This window comes from Pseudoxanthomonas suwonensis 11-1 (assembly GCF_000185965.1).
Taxonomy (GTDB): domain Bacteria; phylum Pseudomonadota; class Gammaproteobacteria; order Xanthomonadales; family Xanthomonadaceae; genus Pseudoxanthomonas; species Pseudoxanthomonas suwonensis_A.
In genome coordinates this window covers 1,659,446-1,674,064 of record NC_014924.1, presented here as the reverse complement: position 1 = coordinate 1,674,064, position 14,619 = coordinate 1,659,446, and the positions used below count along the sequence as shown (strand labels likewise).

The following is a 14,619-nucleotide window of genomic DNA, read 5'->3' as shown; positions in this document are numbered from 1 at the left end:
ATGGCACTGCACAGCAACCGTACGCGCCTTGCCGGCCACGGCCGCCGCGCCCTCGCCGGGCTGCTGGCGCTGCTGGCCGTGGCCGCGGGCCCGGCCCAGGCCGAGCGCATCAAGGACCTGGCCCAGGTCGGCGGCGTGCGCGGCAACGCGCTGGTCGGCTACGGCCTGGTCGTGGGCCTGGACAACAGCGGCGACCGCACCAGCCAGGCGCCCTTCACCGTGCAGAGCCTGAAGAACATGCTTTCCGAGCTGGGCGTGCAGGTACCGGCCAACGTCAACCCGCAGCTGAAGAACGTGGCCGCCGTGGCGATCCACGCCGAGCTGCCGCCGTTCGCCAAGCCCGGCCAGACCATCGACGTCACCGTGTCCTCGATCGGCAACGCGGTGTCGCTGCGCGGTGGCTCGCTGCTGATGGCCCCGCTCAAGGGCGCCGACGGCCAGGTCTACGCCATTGCCCAGGGCAACCTGGTGGTCGGCGGCTTCGGCGCCCAGGGCCGCGACGGATCGCGGGTGGCGGTCAACATCCCCAGCGCCGGGCGCATCCCCAACGGCGCCACGGTCGAGCGCGCCCTGCCCAGCGTGCTGGACGGCGGCGGCGACATCACCCTCAACCTGCACCGCAACGACTTCACCACCGTCTCGCGCATGGTCGATGCGATCAACGCCTACTTCGGCCCGGGCGTGGCGCGCGCGGTCGACGGCGTGACCGTCTCGGTGGCGGCGCCGGCGGACGTGGGTTCGCGCATCGGGTTCCTCGCCCAGGTCGAGAACCTGGAGCTGAGCCCGGGTTCGGCCCCGGCCAAGGTCATCGTCAACGCCCGCACCGGCACCGTGGTGATCGGCTCGCAGGTGCGGGTGATGCCGGCGGCGGTCGCGCATGGCGCGCTCACCGTGACCATCAACGAGGGCGTGCAGGTCAGCCAGCCCGGCGCCCTGGCCGGCGGCGGCACCGTGGTCGCGCAGAACTCGACCGTCAGCGGCACCCAGGAAGGCAGCCGCATGTTCCGCTTCGAGGGCGGCACGACGCTCGACGAGATCGTGCGCGCGGTCAACGAGGTCGGCGCCGCGCCCGGCGACCTGATCGCCATCCTCGAAGCGCTCAGGCAGGCCGGCGCGCTGCGCGCGGAGCTGGAAGTGATCTGATGCGCATCGATGCCCGCCCACTGGAGTTGTCGCCCCAGTCGCGGCCCGAAGCCGCGAAGATCGACCATGTCGCGCGCCAGCTGGAGGGCCAGTTCGCGCAGATGCTGGTCAAGAGCATGCGCGACGCCAGCTTCGGCGACTCGTTGTTCCCCAACGAGAACCAGACCTTCCGCGACATGTACGACCAGAAGATCGCGCAGGCCCTGACCTCCGGCAGGGGCCTGGGGCTGGCGCCGATGATCGCGCGCCAGCTGTCGCGCCAGAGCGGGGTCGACCTGTCGGCGGCGCCTGCCGGCGTCGATACCAGCCTCCCGGTGCGCCCGGGACCGACCCGCGCCGCCGCGGCGGCCATGGCCTACGCCGGGACGGGTACCGGCGACACCGCGGTCAATCCGGAAACCGCCCGCGCCCTGGACCTGATCGCCGGTCGCGAGTCCTCCGCCGAACAGGGCTCGCCGATGGACACCTTCGTACGCAAGCTGATGGCCGGTCCGGAAGGTGCAGTGGCCACCACTGGTGCCGCGGCCCAGGCTGCCGGACAGTTCGCCGAGCGCAGCCCGGAACGTTTCGTCGCCAGCATCTGGGACCAGGCCCAGGCCGCGGCGAAGGAGCTGGGGGTGGACGCCCGCGCCCTGGTCGCCCAGGCCGCGCTGGAGACCGGCTGGGGCCGGCGCCAGATCCAGCGCAACGGCGGCGGTGACGCCAACAACCTGTTCGGCATCAAGGCCAACGGCTGGAATGGCGAGCGCGCAACCACCCGCACCCATGAGTACGTCGGTGGCGAGCGCCGTACCGAGACCGCGCAGTTCCGTGCCTATGCCTCGCCCGCCGAGAGCTTCGCCGACTACGTGCGCATGCTGAAGAACAACCCGCGCTACCAGAAGGCCCTGGAAGCCGGCGGCGACGTGCGCCGCTTCGCCCAGGCCCTGCAGGGCGCCGGCTACGCCACCGACCCTGCCTACGCCGCCAAGATCACCGCGATCGCCAACGGGCCCACCGTGAACCGCGCCATGCAGGCGATCGCCGGCGTGGCGGCACGCACTGCCAACACCGCGCTGGCGACCGCCGGCGACATGGCCAGCGGCATCACAAGGAGATAAGCGATGTCCGTCCTCTCCACCGGCACCGGTGCCCTGCTCGCCTTCCAGCGGGCACTGTCGACGGTCAGCCACAACGTCGCCAACGTCAACACCGAGGGCTACACCCGGCAGCGGGTGGACTTCGCCGCGCGCCGGCCCAGCGACTACGGCTACGGTCATGTCGGCAACGGCACCCAGGTCGCGGACATCCGCCGCCTGGCGGACGAGCTGGCCACCTCGCGGCTGCTCGACAGCGGCGGCGAACTGGCACGGCTGGAGCAGCTCTCGACCCTGACCGGCCGCCTGGACACGTTGTTCTCGGACAGCGCCACCAACCTCGCCGGGGTGTGGTCGGACTTCTTCGATTCGGTCAGCGCGCTTTCGTCCAACGCCGCCGGCGCCGCGGAACGGCAGAACGTGCTGGCCGAGGCCGGCGCCCTCGCCGGCCGCTTCCGCCAGCTCGACGGGCAGCTGCGCGCGCTCGACTCGGAGGTCAACAACAAGCTGCTGGCCGGCGCCTCGGAGATCAGCCGCCTGGCCGGGGAAGTGGCCCGCATCAATGGCGAGATCGGTTCGGACGCCAGCAAGGCCGCGCCCGACCTGCTCGACCGCCGCGACCAGCTGGTGGCCGAACTGGTCGGCTTCACCGGGGGCACCGCGCTGAGCCAGGACGGCGGTCCGATCAGCGTGTTCACCGCCGGCGGCCAGCCACTGGTGGTCGGCGTCCAGGCCTCCAGCATCACCACCGTGCCCGACACCTACCGGCCCGAGCGCCTGCAGCTGGCATTGGAGGGCGGCGGCACGACCACCGTGCTCGACCAGCGTGCGCTGGGCGGCAGCATGGGCGGCCTGGTCGAGTTCCGGAACACCGTGCTGGACCCGGCGGCCGCCGAGCTTGGCCGCATCGCGGTGGCCATGGCAGCGACCTTCAACGAAGGCCATGCCGCAGGCATGGACCTGTACGGCAACCTCGGCGGCAGCTTCTTCGACGTGCCGGCGCCGCTGGTCAACCAGCACGCCGGCAACGCCGGCAATGCGAGCCTCCAGGCCCGGGTCGGCGACGTCTCCGCCCTGTCGGGCCAGGATCTGGTGCTGCGCTTCGGCGAAGGCGGCTGGACCGCGCTGCGTGCCGATACCGGCGAAGCCGTGCCGATGACCGGCAGCGGCACCGCGGCCGATCCGTTCGTGGTCGCAGGGATTTCGCTGGAGGTCTCCGGAAGCGCCGCACCGGGCGACCGCTTCCTGCTGCAGCCGACCGCCGGCGCGTCCGGGTCGATCGGCGTGGCGATCAGCGATCCCTCGCGCATCGCGGCGGCGCTCCCGGTGCGCGGCAGTGCCGCCGTGTCCAACATCGGCAGCGGCGTGCTGTCCGGGCTGCGGGTAGAGGCCGCGGGCAACCCCGCCCTGCTGCAGGAGGCCACGATCGAGTTCCTGGACTCCGGCGAGTACATGGTCGACGGCGCCGGTCCGTTCGACTACACGCCGGGCCAGCGCATCAGCGCCAACGGCTGGAGCGTCGTGCTCGACGGCGTTCCGGCCGCCGGCGACCAGTTCGTGGTCGCGCGCAACGGCACCGGCTCGGGCGACAACGGCAACGCCTCGCGCCTGGCCAACCTGGACGACGCCCGCGTGGTCAGCGGCGGCACGATGAGCCTCAACGGCGCCGTCGGCGGCCTGACCACCATGGTCGGCTCGGCGGCCCGGCAGGCCGAATACGCGGCCGACGCGCAGCAGGTGATCCACAACGACGCCCAGGCCGCGCGCGACGCGGTGGCCGGCGTGAACCTGGACGAGGAGGCGGCGAACATGCTGCGCCTGCAGCAGGCCTACCAGGCCGCGGCGCAGATCATCTCCACCGCCGACACCATGTTCCAGACCATCCTGAGCGCCGTCCGCCGATGAGCAACCGCATCTCCACCAGCATGATGTACGACCAGTCGCTGGCGACCATGCTGTCGCGGCAGAAGCAGCTGGCCTCGCTGCAGCAGCAGATCGCCACCGGCAGGAAGACGGTCACCGCCAAGGACGATCCGGTCGGTGCCGGCGCCGCGGTCGGCCTCGACCGCAGCCTGGCCGAACTCGAGCGCTTCGGACTGAATGCCAACAACATCAACAACCGGCTTGGCATGCAGGAGAACGTGCTGGCACTGGCCGGCGATGACATGATCCGCATCAACGAGCTGGCGGTGCAGGCCAACTCCGACACGCTCTCGGATGACGACCGCCGCTCCATCGCCGCCGAGCTTCGCAGCCTGCGCGAGCATCTGGTGAGCCTGGCCAACAGCAGCGATGGGACGGGACGCTACCTGTTCGCCGGGGCGGCAGATGATGTTGCGCCCTTTGGCCGCGTGGCGGGTGGCATTGCCTACAACGGCGACCAGACCCAGCGCATGGTGGAGATCGCACCGGGCACGTTCGTCAAGGACACGCTGCCGGGCAGCGAGGTGTTCATGCGGGTTCGCACCGGCGACGGGACCGTGGATGCACGCATGGACCCTGCCAATACGGGCTCCATGATCCTGGAAGGATTCAGCCGAAGCCCGGCAGGTGGCTGGGAAGGAGCTGGATATCGCGTCGAGTTCACCGGCGATAACACCTATAGCGTAACCGACCACGCCGGCAACCCGATTGCAAGCGGAACCTGGACTGCAAAGCAGGACATTGAGTTTGCCGGCCTGCGAGTGAGGATCAGCGGCACGCCCGCCGAAGGCGACGCATTGGAGATTGGTCCCGCAGGCACGCGCGACATATTCGCGACCGTGGAGGCGCTGGCCAGTGCGCTGGAGTCGCCCACCGTCACCATTGCGGACAATGCTGCGCGGCGCAATGCATTGCAGGCGGGCATGCGCGACGTTGCGCGTGCCGCGGAACAGCTCATCGATGCGCGTGCACTGGGCGGTGCGCAGCTCGCATTGATAGATGATGCTGGCGCCCTGCGCGAAGCCAACTCGGTCACCCTGAAGACCACGCTTTCCGCCATGCGAGACCTTGACTACGCCGACGCGATCACCCGCTTCCAGCTTGAAAGCACCGCGCTGCAGACGGCGCAGACGGTATTCACGCGCATGCATGGGCTCTCGCTCTTCAACCTGCTGCGTTGATCGACGCGGCAAAGCGGCACCGGGACGGCGCGGGCAACCGCGCCGTCCCTTTTTTCAGGCCGGGCCTAAAGTCCGGGGGGCGCCCTGCCGTTAACCGATACCGTAGCCGGATGCGCCCCGGAATCCGCCCCATTGGCGACGCAAGTCCCCGGCGGCAAAGAAAAAAATCCGGCGCAGGCACTAAAGCTTCCGACCCCGGCGCCGTTAATCAATACAGCAGCGGCACCGGTCAGATTGATGACCCCCCTGCGGAGGTCCGGCCAAGGCTTACGCAGTCCTACCCGCCGGGATGAATCGCTTAGAGGAGACTCAAAATGACGCAAGTCATCAACACCAACGTGATGTCGCTCAACGCCCAGCGCAACCTGAGCACCAACAGCGCGAGCCTGGCGACCTCGATCCAGCGCCTGTCCTCCGGCCTGCGCATCAACAGCGCGAAGGACGACGCCGCCGGCCTGGCCATCTCGCAGCGCATGACCACCCAGGTCCGCGGCATGGACCAGGCCGCCCGCAACGCCAACGACGGCATCTCGCTGGCGCAGACCGCCGAAGGCGCCCTGCAGGAAATCTCCAACAACCTGCAGCGCATCCGCGAGCTGGCCGTGCAGGCCGCCAACGGCACCAACTCCGACGAAGACAAGCAGGCGCTGCAGAAGGAAGTCCAGCAGCTGAAGGACGAAATCACCCGCGTCGTCGACAACACCAAGTTCAATGGCAAGCAGCTGCTCAATGCCAGCGGCACGATCTCGATCCAGGTCGGTGCCAACGCGACCGACAACGACAAGATCGACATCACCCTGAACGACATCAGCTCGGCGCTGAGCGGCATCACCGCCTCCGCCTTCAGCGTGTCGGGCATGGCTGCCGGCAGCGGCGCCACCCAGCTGGACGACTTGGACGACGCGCTGCAGAGCGTGAACGAAGCGCGCGCCGACCTGGGTGCGATCCAGAACCGCTTCAGCTCGGCCATCGCCAACCTGCAGGTCAGCTCCGAGAACATGGCCGCCTCGCGCAGCCGCATCCAGGACGCGGACTATGCGAAGGAGACGGCGGAACTGACGCGGAACCAGATCCTGACGCAGGCCGGTACGGCGATGCTGTCCCAGGCCAAGTCGGTCCCGCAGAACGTGCTGAGCCTCCTGCAGTAACCCGCTGGCCGGCCCCGGCCGGCACGCCCAGGCCCGCCTCCGGCAACGGAGGCGGGCTTTTCTTCTTTGGGCCCGTCCGGTAACGGCCACGGGACGGTATCCCGCCAGTCCGGACTGGAATGCTTCTTGCCTGAGCAAGGCGGGCCCGGCGCGCGTGCCGGACCGTTCCCAATACAGGAATCCAGCACCGTGACGCCCTGGTCCATCGCTTCGGCACAGAAACTGGCGGCCGCCTGCCCCCGCCTCCTGGAACTCCCGGAGCTCCCGGGGACGGACCCCCTGCAGGCGTGGTCGACATGGAACCGTCTCGTCGCCCTGGGCCCACGGCCACAGGTGCTTGAAGTCGGACAGGGGCCATGGACGACGGTCCTCGCCATCATGGCCTGCACCCTGGGCGGCGGATTGCGCACGCTCGGCACCGACCCGACCGATGCCGAACGGCTACGTGCCGATTTCGCGCGCCTGGGGATTGCCGACCGCTGCCACGTCGACACCGTGGACCTGGCCGATGCCGAGGTCGGCGACAGGCGCACGCGCTTCCCCGACCTGGCCGGCCTCCCGCCGGACGCGGCCTTTGAGCTGGTCTGGGTCGCCACGCCGCGGGCGGTCCCGGAACAGGATTGCCTGGACCACGTCCTGCCGGTGGTTTCGTCCCACCTTTCGCCCAGGGGCTTCGATGTCGTGCTCGAGGCCCCGGAACGGCCAGCCGCGGAACAGGCGGCCGCCTTCTGGGACCGGCTCACCGACTCGGCCTTCACCATTGCCACCGATGCCCTGCACGGTACCGGGATGCTGGTCTCCGGACGGCCTGACGGCGCCGCTGCCGACAGGTCCCGTCCGGGCCCGGTACTGGCAGGCATCCGCATCCCGGCGACCATCAGGCGCCCGGTACTCACCCTGCCCGAGGACGAAAGCCGCGAAGTCGCCCGGCAGTACGCCTCGGCCGACACCATCCTCGAGTACGGCAGCGGCGGGTCCACCGTGCTCGCCGCGGAAATGGCGGGCAAGACCATCTTCTCGGTCGAAAGCGACCCCAGGTGGCTGTGCCGCCTCGGCACCTATCTCCAGGCATCCGCGCCGGCCTCGATGCCGGTCATGTACTACGCCGACATCGGCGCTACCGGTGACTGGGGGCGGCCCACCGGAAACGAAGGCCGCGCCAACTACCCCGATTATTCCGCCGGCATCTGGCAGCAGGAGTTCTTCCGGCAGCCGGAGGTGGTGCTGATCGACGGGCGCTTCCGCCCTGCCTGCTTCCTGGTCTGCGCGGCGCTCACGAAAGCACCCGTCACCGTGCTGTTCGACGACTACGCGGACCGGCCCCACTACCACTACGTCGAAGCGGTCGTGCGGCCCAGCCGGATGGTCGGGCGCATGGCGGTGTTCGAGCTCGCGCCCGGGGACTTCAGCGACGCCCATCGTCCACTGCTGGACAAGGCGCTGTATGAGCCGGAGTGATCGAGGCGGCTGTCCGGCCTGCCGCGATCCCGCGGCTGCCGGCCCCACGTCCCGCTGAACAGCCCGCATCGAAAGGCCCCGCGCGGACCGCGCGGGACCGGAGCCACGCATGAACCCGAATCCGCCCGCCTTCAGCATCGTCATCCCGGTGTACAACCGGGAGCGCTACGTCGCAGACACCCTCCGCTCCGTCCTCGCGCAGCAGGGGGACGACTTCGAGGTCATCGTGGTCGACGACGGATCGACGGATCGCTCGGTGGAGATCGTCGAGGGCTTCGACGATCCGCGCATCGTCCTGGTGCGGGGCAACCACGGCGGTGGCGCCGCCGCGCGCAACCTCGGCATCGCGAGGGCGCGTGGCGAGTTCATCGTGTGGATCGACAGCGACGACCACCAGCCACCCAACGCGCTTGCGGAACTGCGCCGCGCCATCGCCGCTTGCCCCGAGGCCGACGTCTACTACGGCGACCTGGAGATCTTCGACGACGCCGAGCCGGGGCGCCGCTGGAAGACCCAGTACCCGGACTTCCACGGCGTGTCCCTGCTCCCGACCCTGGTCCGTTCGAACTGCCTGCCCAATCCGGGCACGGCGGTGCGGCGCTCGCTGTACGCCACGCATGGTGGCTACGACGTGCGTTTCACCCGTTGCCACGATTTCCACATGTGGACCCGGCTCGCCGACACCGCCCGCTTCAAGAAGGTCGACGCGGTGCTCTGCCGCTGGCGCCAGCACGCGTCCAGCCTGTCGAACACGGCCAGCCGCCTGTTCGAGGCCCGCGTGGCCCAGGACATGCTCGAGCGCTACCCGCCGGGCCGTCTCTATCCCGACCTGTCAGACGACGACAGCGGCCGCGCCGAGGCGCTGGCAAGGACCGCGGCGACCGTCGAGGCCCTCGGCGAGCCGGGCATCGCCCTGCGCATGGCATACGCCGCGGTTGCCCTCGGCGCTACCGTGGACAACCTGCGTGCCCTGGAACGCAAGGCCGGGACGTCCTTCGAACCGGCCTTCACCGTGGTCCTGACCACGTTCAACCGTCCGCGGCTTCTACGCGACGCGCTCGACAGCCTTGAACGGCAGGTGTTCCGCGATTTCGATGTGGTGCTGGTCAACGACGCGGGCGAGGAAGTCGAGAACCTGCTAGCGCAGTATTCCTTCCGGATCACTTACGTGCGCCAGCCGCGCAACCTCGGCCCGGCCGCCGCGCGCAACACGGCGCACCGGCTCGCCGCCGGCGAGCACCTGGTGTACCTGGACGACGACGACCTGTTCCTGCCGGACCACCTGCAGACCCTGGCCGATGCGATGCGACGGCATCCGGGCAAAGTCGTCTACACCGATGCCAGCTTCATCACTGAGCGGATCGAAGGCGAAAACCGCGAGGTCCTGCGCGAGGAGAGCATCTTCCGCCACGCCGGATTCTCGCGGGAGCGTCTCTCGGTAGACAACTACATCCCGGTCAACACCTTCGCCTGGCCGCGCTCCCTGCTGCCCACCGTCGGCGGCTTCGACGAAACCATGTCGGGCCTAGAGGACTGGGACTTCCTGCTCCGCCTGTCCGCCCACATCGACTTCGTGCACGTGGAAGCTGCGACGGTGCAGGTGCGTGTCCGTGCCCCGGAGGCGGGCCCCGACGAGCGCCGCTCGGAACAGGCGCGACGGGATTCACCGGCGCTGTACCGGCACGTCTATTCGCGCCACCCCGATCTCGGCAGCGAGTTCGTGCGCAAGGAGCGGGCGCGCAGGCTGGAAGCGCTGGGGATCGCCCGAGGGCCGGGATCCGGCACCACGGTCCAGGACTGGATCGGCCAGCGCGCCACGACCGGCACACCGTGCCTGGCGGATGCCCGCAATGACACCACACCACCGGCCATCGGGGTGCTGGTCATCGACCGCAACCAGGACCTTGGGCCGCTGCGCCGTACCCTGCTGAGCCTTGCACCGGAGAACGGCGCTCCGCCCGGCCTGAGCATCGTGGCAATCCGCGCATGCGCGCTTGCGGGCGACGAGCCGCCGCTCCCGCTTGCCTGCCAGATACTGGTCAGCGACCGGCCGGTGGCCGCCGCCCTGAACGAGGCCGCGGCGTCGCTGGACTGTGAATGGCTGATCCAGGTCGAGGCCGGCGAACATTTCACACCCAGCGGGCTGGCCGCCCTGTGCGAGCGGCTGACGAATGCACCCGAAGGTCTGCGCGCGCTCTACGCCGACGAAGTCATGAGCGACCCGGAGGGCAACATGTCGGCACTGTTGCGCCCCGACCTCAACCTCGACCTGCTGTTGTCAGCCCCGTCCTCGATGGCGCGTCACTGGTGCTTCCACCATGGGACCCTGCGCGCGACCGGCGGCTTCCCTGAAGGCCACGGAGACAGCCACGAGCTGGCCCTGGTCCTGCGCCTGATCAACGACGGCGGCCTGGCCGGCATCGATCATTGCGCCGAGCCGCTGCTGGTCACCGGCCCGCAGGTGCTTGCCAGCCGCCAGGAGGAGATCGACGCGATCCTCGCCCACCTGCACGTGCGCGGCTACCCGGACGCGGAGGTCGAGTCACATCTCCCCGGCTGCTACCGGATCCGCTACGGCCACCCGGATTCACCCGGCGTGTCCATCATCGTGCCAACCCGCAACCAGTTCGCCCTCCTCCAGCGCTGCGTCGAGAGCCTCCTGGAAAAGACCGCGTACCGCAATTACGAGGTCATCATCGTCGACAACGGCAGCACCGACGAGGACGCCTGCGGCTGGCTCGACGGAATCGAGGCGCTCGGCAGCATGCAACTGCGCGTGCTTCGCCATCCGGGGGAGTTCGACTACGCGGCGATGGTGAATGCCGCCGCGGCACGCGCGCGCGGTGACTATCTCCTCCTCCTGGACAATGACACCGCCATCGTCCGCGAAGACTGGCTCGACGCCCTGGTCAACCACGCGTGCCGGCCGGAAGTGGGCATCGTGGGCGCCCGGCTCCTCCGTGCGGACGGGACGGTCGACAGTGCCGGCCTGCTCCTGGGACTGCGCGGACCTTGCGACAGCGCATTTGCTGGCGAGAAGCTCGACGCCCCGGGGTACATGTACCGGCTGCAGGTCGACCAGGACTACAGCGCGGTGTCCGGCTCCTGCCTGATGGTACGCCGGTCCGTATTCGACGAGGTCGGCGGACTGGGCGGCGGTGCCCTGCGCAATGCCTACAGTGATCTCGACCTGTGCCTCTCAGTGCGCCAGGCCGGCTACCTGGTGGTGTGGACGCCCCACGCGGTCGTGCTCCACGAAGGGGGCGCGAGCCGCACCCGCGAGGACGGGACCAGCGTCGGGGAGAAGGCCGCCGTGCTGCTCGAGGCGCAGGAGGCCGCGTATGCAAAATGGTTGCCCGCGCTCGCCTTCGATCCCGCCTACAACCGCCACCTGTCGTTGCATGGGCCGGCCTTCGCACTGGAGACCAGTGCGTGGCTCAATCCGCCCCCGCGCGAGGCCCGGCCGCTTCCCACCGTGGTCGCCCTGCCGGCCGACCGCTTCGGCTGCGGCTACTACCGGGTGATCCACCCGGGCCGCACCATGGCCTCGACCGGGCTGGCCGACGTCAGGATCGGCGACCGTTACCTGAACCCGGCGGAGATGGAACGCCTCGCCCCAGACGCCGTGGTGTTCCAGCGGCAGATGCTCAAGGACCAGATCGAGGCGCAGCGCCGCATGACGAAGTTCAGCCGCGCCTTCAAGGTGGCCGAACTCGACGACTACCTGCCCAACGTCCCGCTCAAGAGCGTGCACCGCAACCAACTGCCCCAGGACGTGATCAAGAGCATGCGCACCGCGCTCCGGCAGATGGACCGTCTGGTGGTTTCGACCGGGCCACTGGCCGAGGCACTGCACGGCATGCATCCGGACATCCGTGTTTCCCGCAACCGCCTCCCGTCTGAATGGTGGGGCCAGCAGCAGGGCCGCCGCGGCCGCGGTCGCAAGCCCCGCGTCGGCTGGGCCGGCGGTGTCAGCCACCGCGGCGACCTGGAGATGGTCGCGGACGTGGTTGAGGCACTTTCCGGCGAGGTCGAATGGGTATTCATGGGCATGTGCCCGGACAAGCTGCGCCCGTTCATCCATGAGTTCCACGAGGGGGTGTCCATCCTCGACTACCCGGCCAAGCTGGCCAGCTTGGACCTGGACCTTGCCATCGCTCCCCTGGAGGACAACCAGTTCAACCGCTGCAAGAGCAACCTGCGGGTGCTGGAGCTCGGCGCCTGCGGCTTCCCGGTGGTGTGCAGCGACGTGGCAGCGTTCCAGGACGGGTTGCCGGTTACCCGGGTCAAGCCGCGCTTCAAGGACTGGACCGATGCGATCCGCATGCATATCCATGACCTGGATGCGGCCGCCAAGGCGGGCGACACCCTGCGCGAAGCCATCCACCGTGACTGGATGCTTGACGAGGCCAGTGCCCGCGCCTGGCTGGCCAACTGGATGCCGGACTGATGGGCAAGGTGCCCGCTCAAGTCCGGCCGCCGATGGCCGCTATCGATGAAGGAGGCCTGCGCAGCGGTATGGCAGGCGAAACCGAGGACGCAGCATGACTTCGATCGCAACCGGTGGCTCCGGACTGGACATCCCTGGCCTGGTCTCGCAACTGGTCCAGGCCTCGCGCCTGCCTACCGAGAGCCGGATCAACAGCCAGGCCAGCTCGGTCAGCGCCAAACTTTCGGCCGTTGGGCAGATCAAGAGCTCGCTGACCTCGTTGCAGACCGCGCTCGAGAAGCTCGGCACCGCCGCGGACAAGCCGGGCTACCTGGCCAAGGTCCAGGATGGGGCTGGCTTCACCGCGGCCACGACCTCCTCGGCCATGTCCGGTTCCTATGCCGTCGAAGTGCTGTCGGTGGCCACCGCGCAGAAGCTGTCCTCCGCCGGCCACGCCGCCGGTGCGGTCATTGGCACGGGTACGCTTTCGATCGCCTGGGGCAGCGAGGATGACCAACGGCTGACGATCGAGTTCGAGGACGGCGCCACACTCGCCGACATCGCCCGTGCGGTCAACCGTGCGGCCGGTGGCAAGGGCGTCGGGGCCACCGTGATCACCGCCGATGACGGCGAACACCTGGTATTCACCGCTCGTGATACCGGCACGGCAAATGCCCTGTCGATCACCACGACTGGCGGGGATGGCGGCCTGCTGGCACTGACCAACGGTGCCGGAGGGGGGCTACTGGAACAGGTCGCCGCATCCGATGCGCGGGTGCGGGTAGACGGTTTCGAGCGCACCTCCTCCACCAATACGGTCGGCGACCTGGTGCCCGGGGTGAACCTCACACTGTCCGCGGCCAAGCCGGGCGAGAGCTTCCGCCTGGACGTCAGTTCGGACCACGCAGCGCTGGAAAGCGCGCTCGAGGCCTTCGTCTCCGCGTACAACAGCGTAGGCTCGGTACTGAAGTCGACGAGCAGCTACAACTCCACGACCAAGACCGCGTCGGCGCTCACCGGAGACTCCCTGGTGCGCGGCTTGCAACAGCAGCTGCGCAACCTGGCCAGCGGCAGCAGCCTGCCGCTCAAGGCGCTCGGCGTAACCCTGGACAAGAGCGGCGTGATGAGCTTCGACAAGACGAAGCTCGGTGAGGCCATGGCGTCCGATCCGCAGGGCGTATCCCGCCTGTTCGGCGGGGAGGGAAGCCTCGCTGCATCGCTCAAGACGGTACTCAAGACCCAGCTGGACAGCAGCGAAGGCGCGATCGCACTGCGCACCGAGAACCTCAACAAGGAGCGCAGCAGGCTCGAGGACCAGATGAAGCAGCTGGACCTGCGAATGGAGAAGCTGGGCTCCATCTATCTGTCCCAGTTCACCGCCATGGAAACCATGATCGTGCAGCTGCAAAGCGGCGCCAGCTCGCTCAATGGACTGCTGGCCCAGAACAGCAAGAGCTGAGGCCGGCGCCGGCTCAAGCCGAAGCCATACGGGCCGATACCCCGGTTGTCGGTGGCCGCTCCCGGCCGCCGCTCCCAGACCGCTACGAGGACCAACCATCATGTACGCCGCCAAGCGCAACCTGGCCGACCAGTACCGCCGGACTGCCATCTCCGCCCGCGTGGCCGAGGCCGATCCGCACCAGCTGGTCGCCATGCTGTTCGAGGGGGCTACCCAGCGCATCCGCCGTGCCCAGGCCTGCCTGGACCAGGGCGAGATCGCCCTCAAGGGCAAGGCGATCGGCGAGGCCTGCGCGATCATCGGCCACCTCAACGGCTCGCTCGACCATGAGGCCGGCGGCCAGCTGGCGACCAACCTGTCCTCGCTGTACGACTACCTCATCCGCCGCCTGACCGAGGCCAACCTGCACAACGACCGGGCGGCCCTGTCCGAGTCGCTGGACCTGCTGGGCGAGGTCGAGGCGGCCTGGAACTCCATTCCGCAGGCCCAGCGCAGCGCGGTGCCGTCATGACCCCGGCGCAGCGCCTGGCCAGCCTGCACGAGGCCATGGACCTGATCGGCGCGGCGCTGGAGCGTGGCGAGATCGACGCCATGCCACCGATGATCGATGCCTACGACCAGGCGGTGCGCGAGTTCTGCGCCAGCGCCGGTGCCTCGGCGCTGCGCGACGGCATCCTGGACCTGCAGCAGCGGCAGCAGGACGCCATCGCCGCCATGCGCGCGCGCCAGGCCCAGCTGCAGGAACTGATGCGCCAGCAGCGCCAGGCCAACCGCGCGGTCCACGCCTACACCGTGAGCTGAC

10 protein-coding genes are annotated in these 14,619 nt (G+C 69.3%); all 10 read left to right on the top strand.

What is annotated here, in order from left to right; translation table 11 throughout:
* The 10 genes from PSESU_RS07645 to PSESU_RS07600 all read left to right on the top strand — a co-directional run bounded on the left by PSESU_RS07645 (window position 1) and on the right by PSESU_RS07600 (window position 14,618).
* Complete coding sequence (locus PSESU_RS07645; protein ID WP_013535189.1) at window positions 1-1,143, top strand: flagellar basal body P-ring protein FlgI; 1,143 nt, start codon at window positions 1-3, stop codon at window positions 1,141-1,143.
* On the top strand, window positions 1,143-2,243 hold the full coding sequence (flgJ, locus tag PSESU_RS07640) for a flagellar assembly peptidoglycan hydrolase FlgJ (protein ID WP_013535188.1): 1,101 nt from the start codon (window positions 1,143-1,145) through the stop codon (window positions 2,241-2,243). The genes PSESU_RS07645 and flgJ overlap by 1 nt, the downstream gene beginning before the upstream one ends.
* A 3-nt stretch (window positions 2,244-2,246) precedes the next feature.
* The gene (gene flgK / locus PSESU_RS07635) at window positions 2,247-4,124 is read left to right on the top strand and encodes a flagellar hook-associated protein FlgK (protein ID WP_013535187.1); all 1,878 of its coding nucleotides are present in this window, start codon (window positions 2,247-2,249) and stop codon (window positions 4,122-4,124) included.
* Window positions 4,121-5,323 (top strand): flagellar hook-associated protein FlgL, encoded by a 1,203-nt coding sequence (flgL, locus tag PSESU_RS07630; RefSeq protein WP_013535186.1) that lies wholly within the window; start codon window positions 4,121-4,123, stop codon window positions 5,321-5,323. The genes flgK and flgL overlap by 4 nt, the downstream gene beginning before the upstream one ends.
* A gap of 314 nt (window positions 5,324-5,637) precedes the next feature.
* Window positions 5,638-6,471, top strand: coding sequence for a flagellin (locus PSESU_RS07625; protein WP_013535185.1), 834 nt, complete (start codon window positions 5,638-5,640; stop codon window positions 6,469-6,471).
* A gap of 378 nt (window positions 6,472-6,849) precedes the next feature.
* Window positions 6,850-7,929 carry a hypothetical protein gene (locus PSESU_RS16410; RefSeq protein ID WP_013535184.1) on the top strand — a complete coding sequence of 360 codons (1,080 nt, stop codon included), beginning with the start codon at window positions 6,850-6,852 and terminating at the stop codon, window positions 7,927-7,929.
* Window positions 7,930-8,038: 109 nt separating this feature from the next.
* Window positions 8,039-12,379, top strand: a complete 4,341-nt coding sequence (locus PSESU_RS15690) for a glycosyltransferase (RefSeq protein ID WP_013535183.1) — start codon at window positions 8,039-8,041, stop codon at window positions 12,377-12,379.
* 94 nt (window positions 12,380-12,473) lie between these two features.
* Entirely contained in the window at window positions 12,474-13,817 is a 1,344-nt protein-coding gene (fliD, locus tag PSESU_RS07610; protein ID WP_013535182.1) for a flagellar filament capping protein FliD, read from the top strand.
* Window positions 13,818-13,917: 100 nt separating this feature from the next.
* A complete protein-coding gene (gene fliS, locus PSESU_RS07605; protein ID WP_013535181.1) occupies window positions 13,918-14,328 on the top strand; it encodes a flagellar export chaperone FliS in 411 nt (136 codons plus the stop codon).
* Complete coding sequence (locus PSESU_RS07600) at window positions 14,325-14,618, top strand: hypothetical protein (RefSeq protein ID WP_013535180.1); 294 nt, start codon at window positions 14,325-14,327, stop codon at window positions 14,616-14,618. The genes fliS and PSESU_RS07600 overlap by 4 nt, the downstream gene beginning before the upstream one ends.
* Window position 14,619: the final 1 nt, after the last annotated feature.

Coding starts and splice junctions, on each gene's coding strand:
- PSESU_RS07625 (WP_013535185.1), top strand. CDS start 5,638: ATGACGCAAGTCATCAACACCAACGTGATGTCGCTCAACGCCCAGCGC.
- flgJ (WP_013535188.1), top strand. CDS start 1,143: ATGCGCATCGATGCCCGCCCACTGGAGTTGTCGCCCCAGTCGCGGCCC.
- PSESU_RS07645 (WP_013535189.1), top strand. CDS start 1: ATGGCACTGCACAGCAACCGTACGCGCCTTGCCGGCCACGGCCGCCGC.
- fliD (WP_013535182.1), top strand. CDS start 12,474: ATGACTTCGATCGCAACCGGTGGCTCCGGACTGGACATCCCTGGCCTG.
- fliS (WP_013535181.1), top strand. CDS start 13,918: ATGTACGCCGCCAAGCGCAACCTGGCCGACCAGTACCGCCGGACTGCC.
- flgK (WP_013535187.1), top strand. CDS start 2,247: ATGTCCGTCCTCTCCACCGGCACCGGTGCCCTGCTCGCCTTCCAGCGG.
- flgL (WP_013535186.1), top strand. CDS start 4,121: ATGAGCAACCGCATCTCCACCAGCATGATGTACGACCAGTCGCTGGCG.
- PSESU_RS15690 (WP_013535183.1), top strand. CDS start 8,039: ATGAACCCGAATCCGCCCGCCTTCAGCATCGTCATCCCGGTGTACAAC.
- PSESU_RS07600 (WP_013535180.1), top strand. CDS start 14,325: ATGACCCCGGCGCAGCGCCTGGCCAGCCTGCACGAGGCCATGGACCTG.
- PSESU_RS16410 (WP_013535184.1), top strand. CDS start 6,850: ATGGCCTGCACCCTGGGCGGCGGATTGCGCACGCTCGGCACCGACCCG.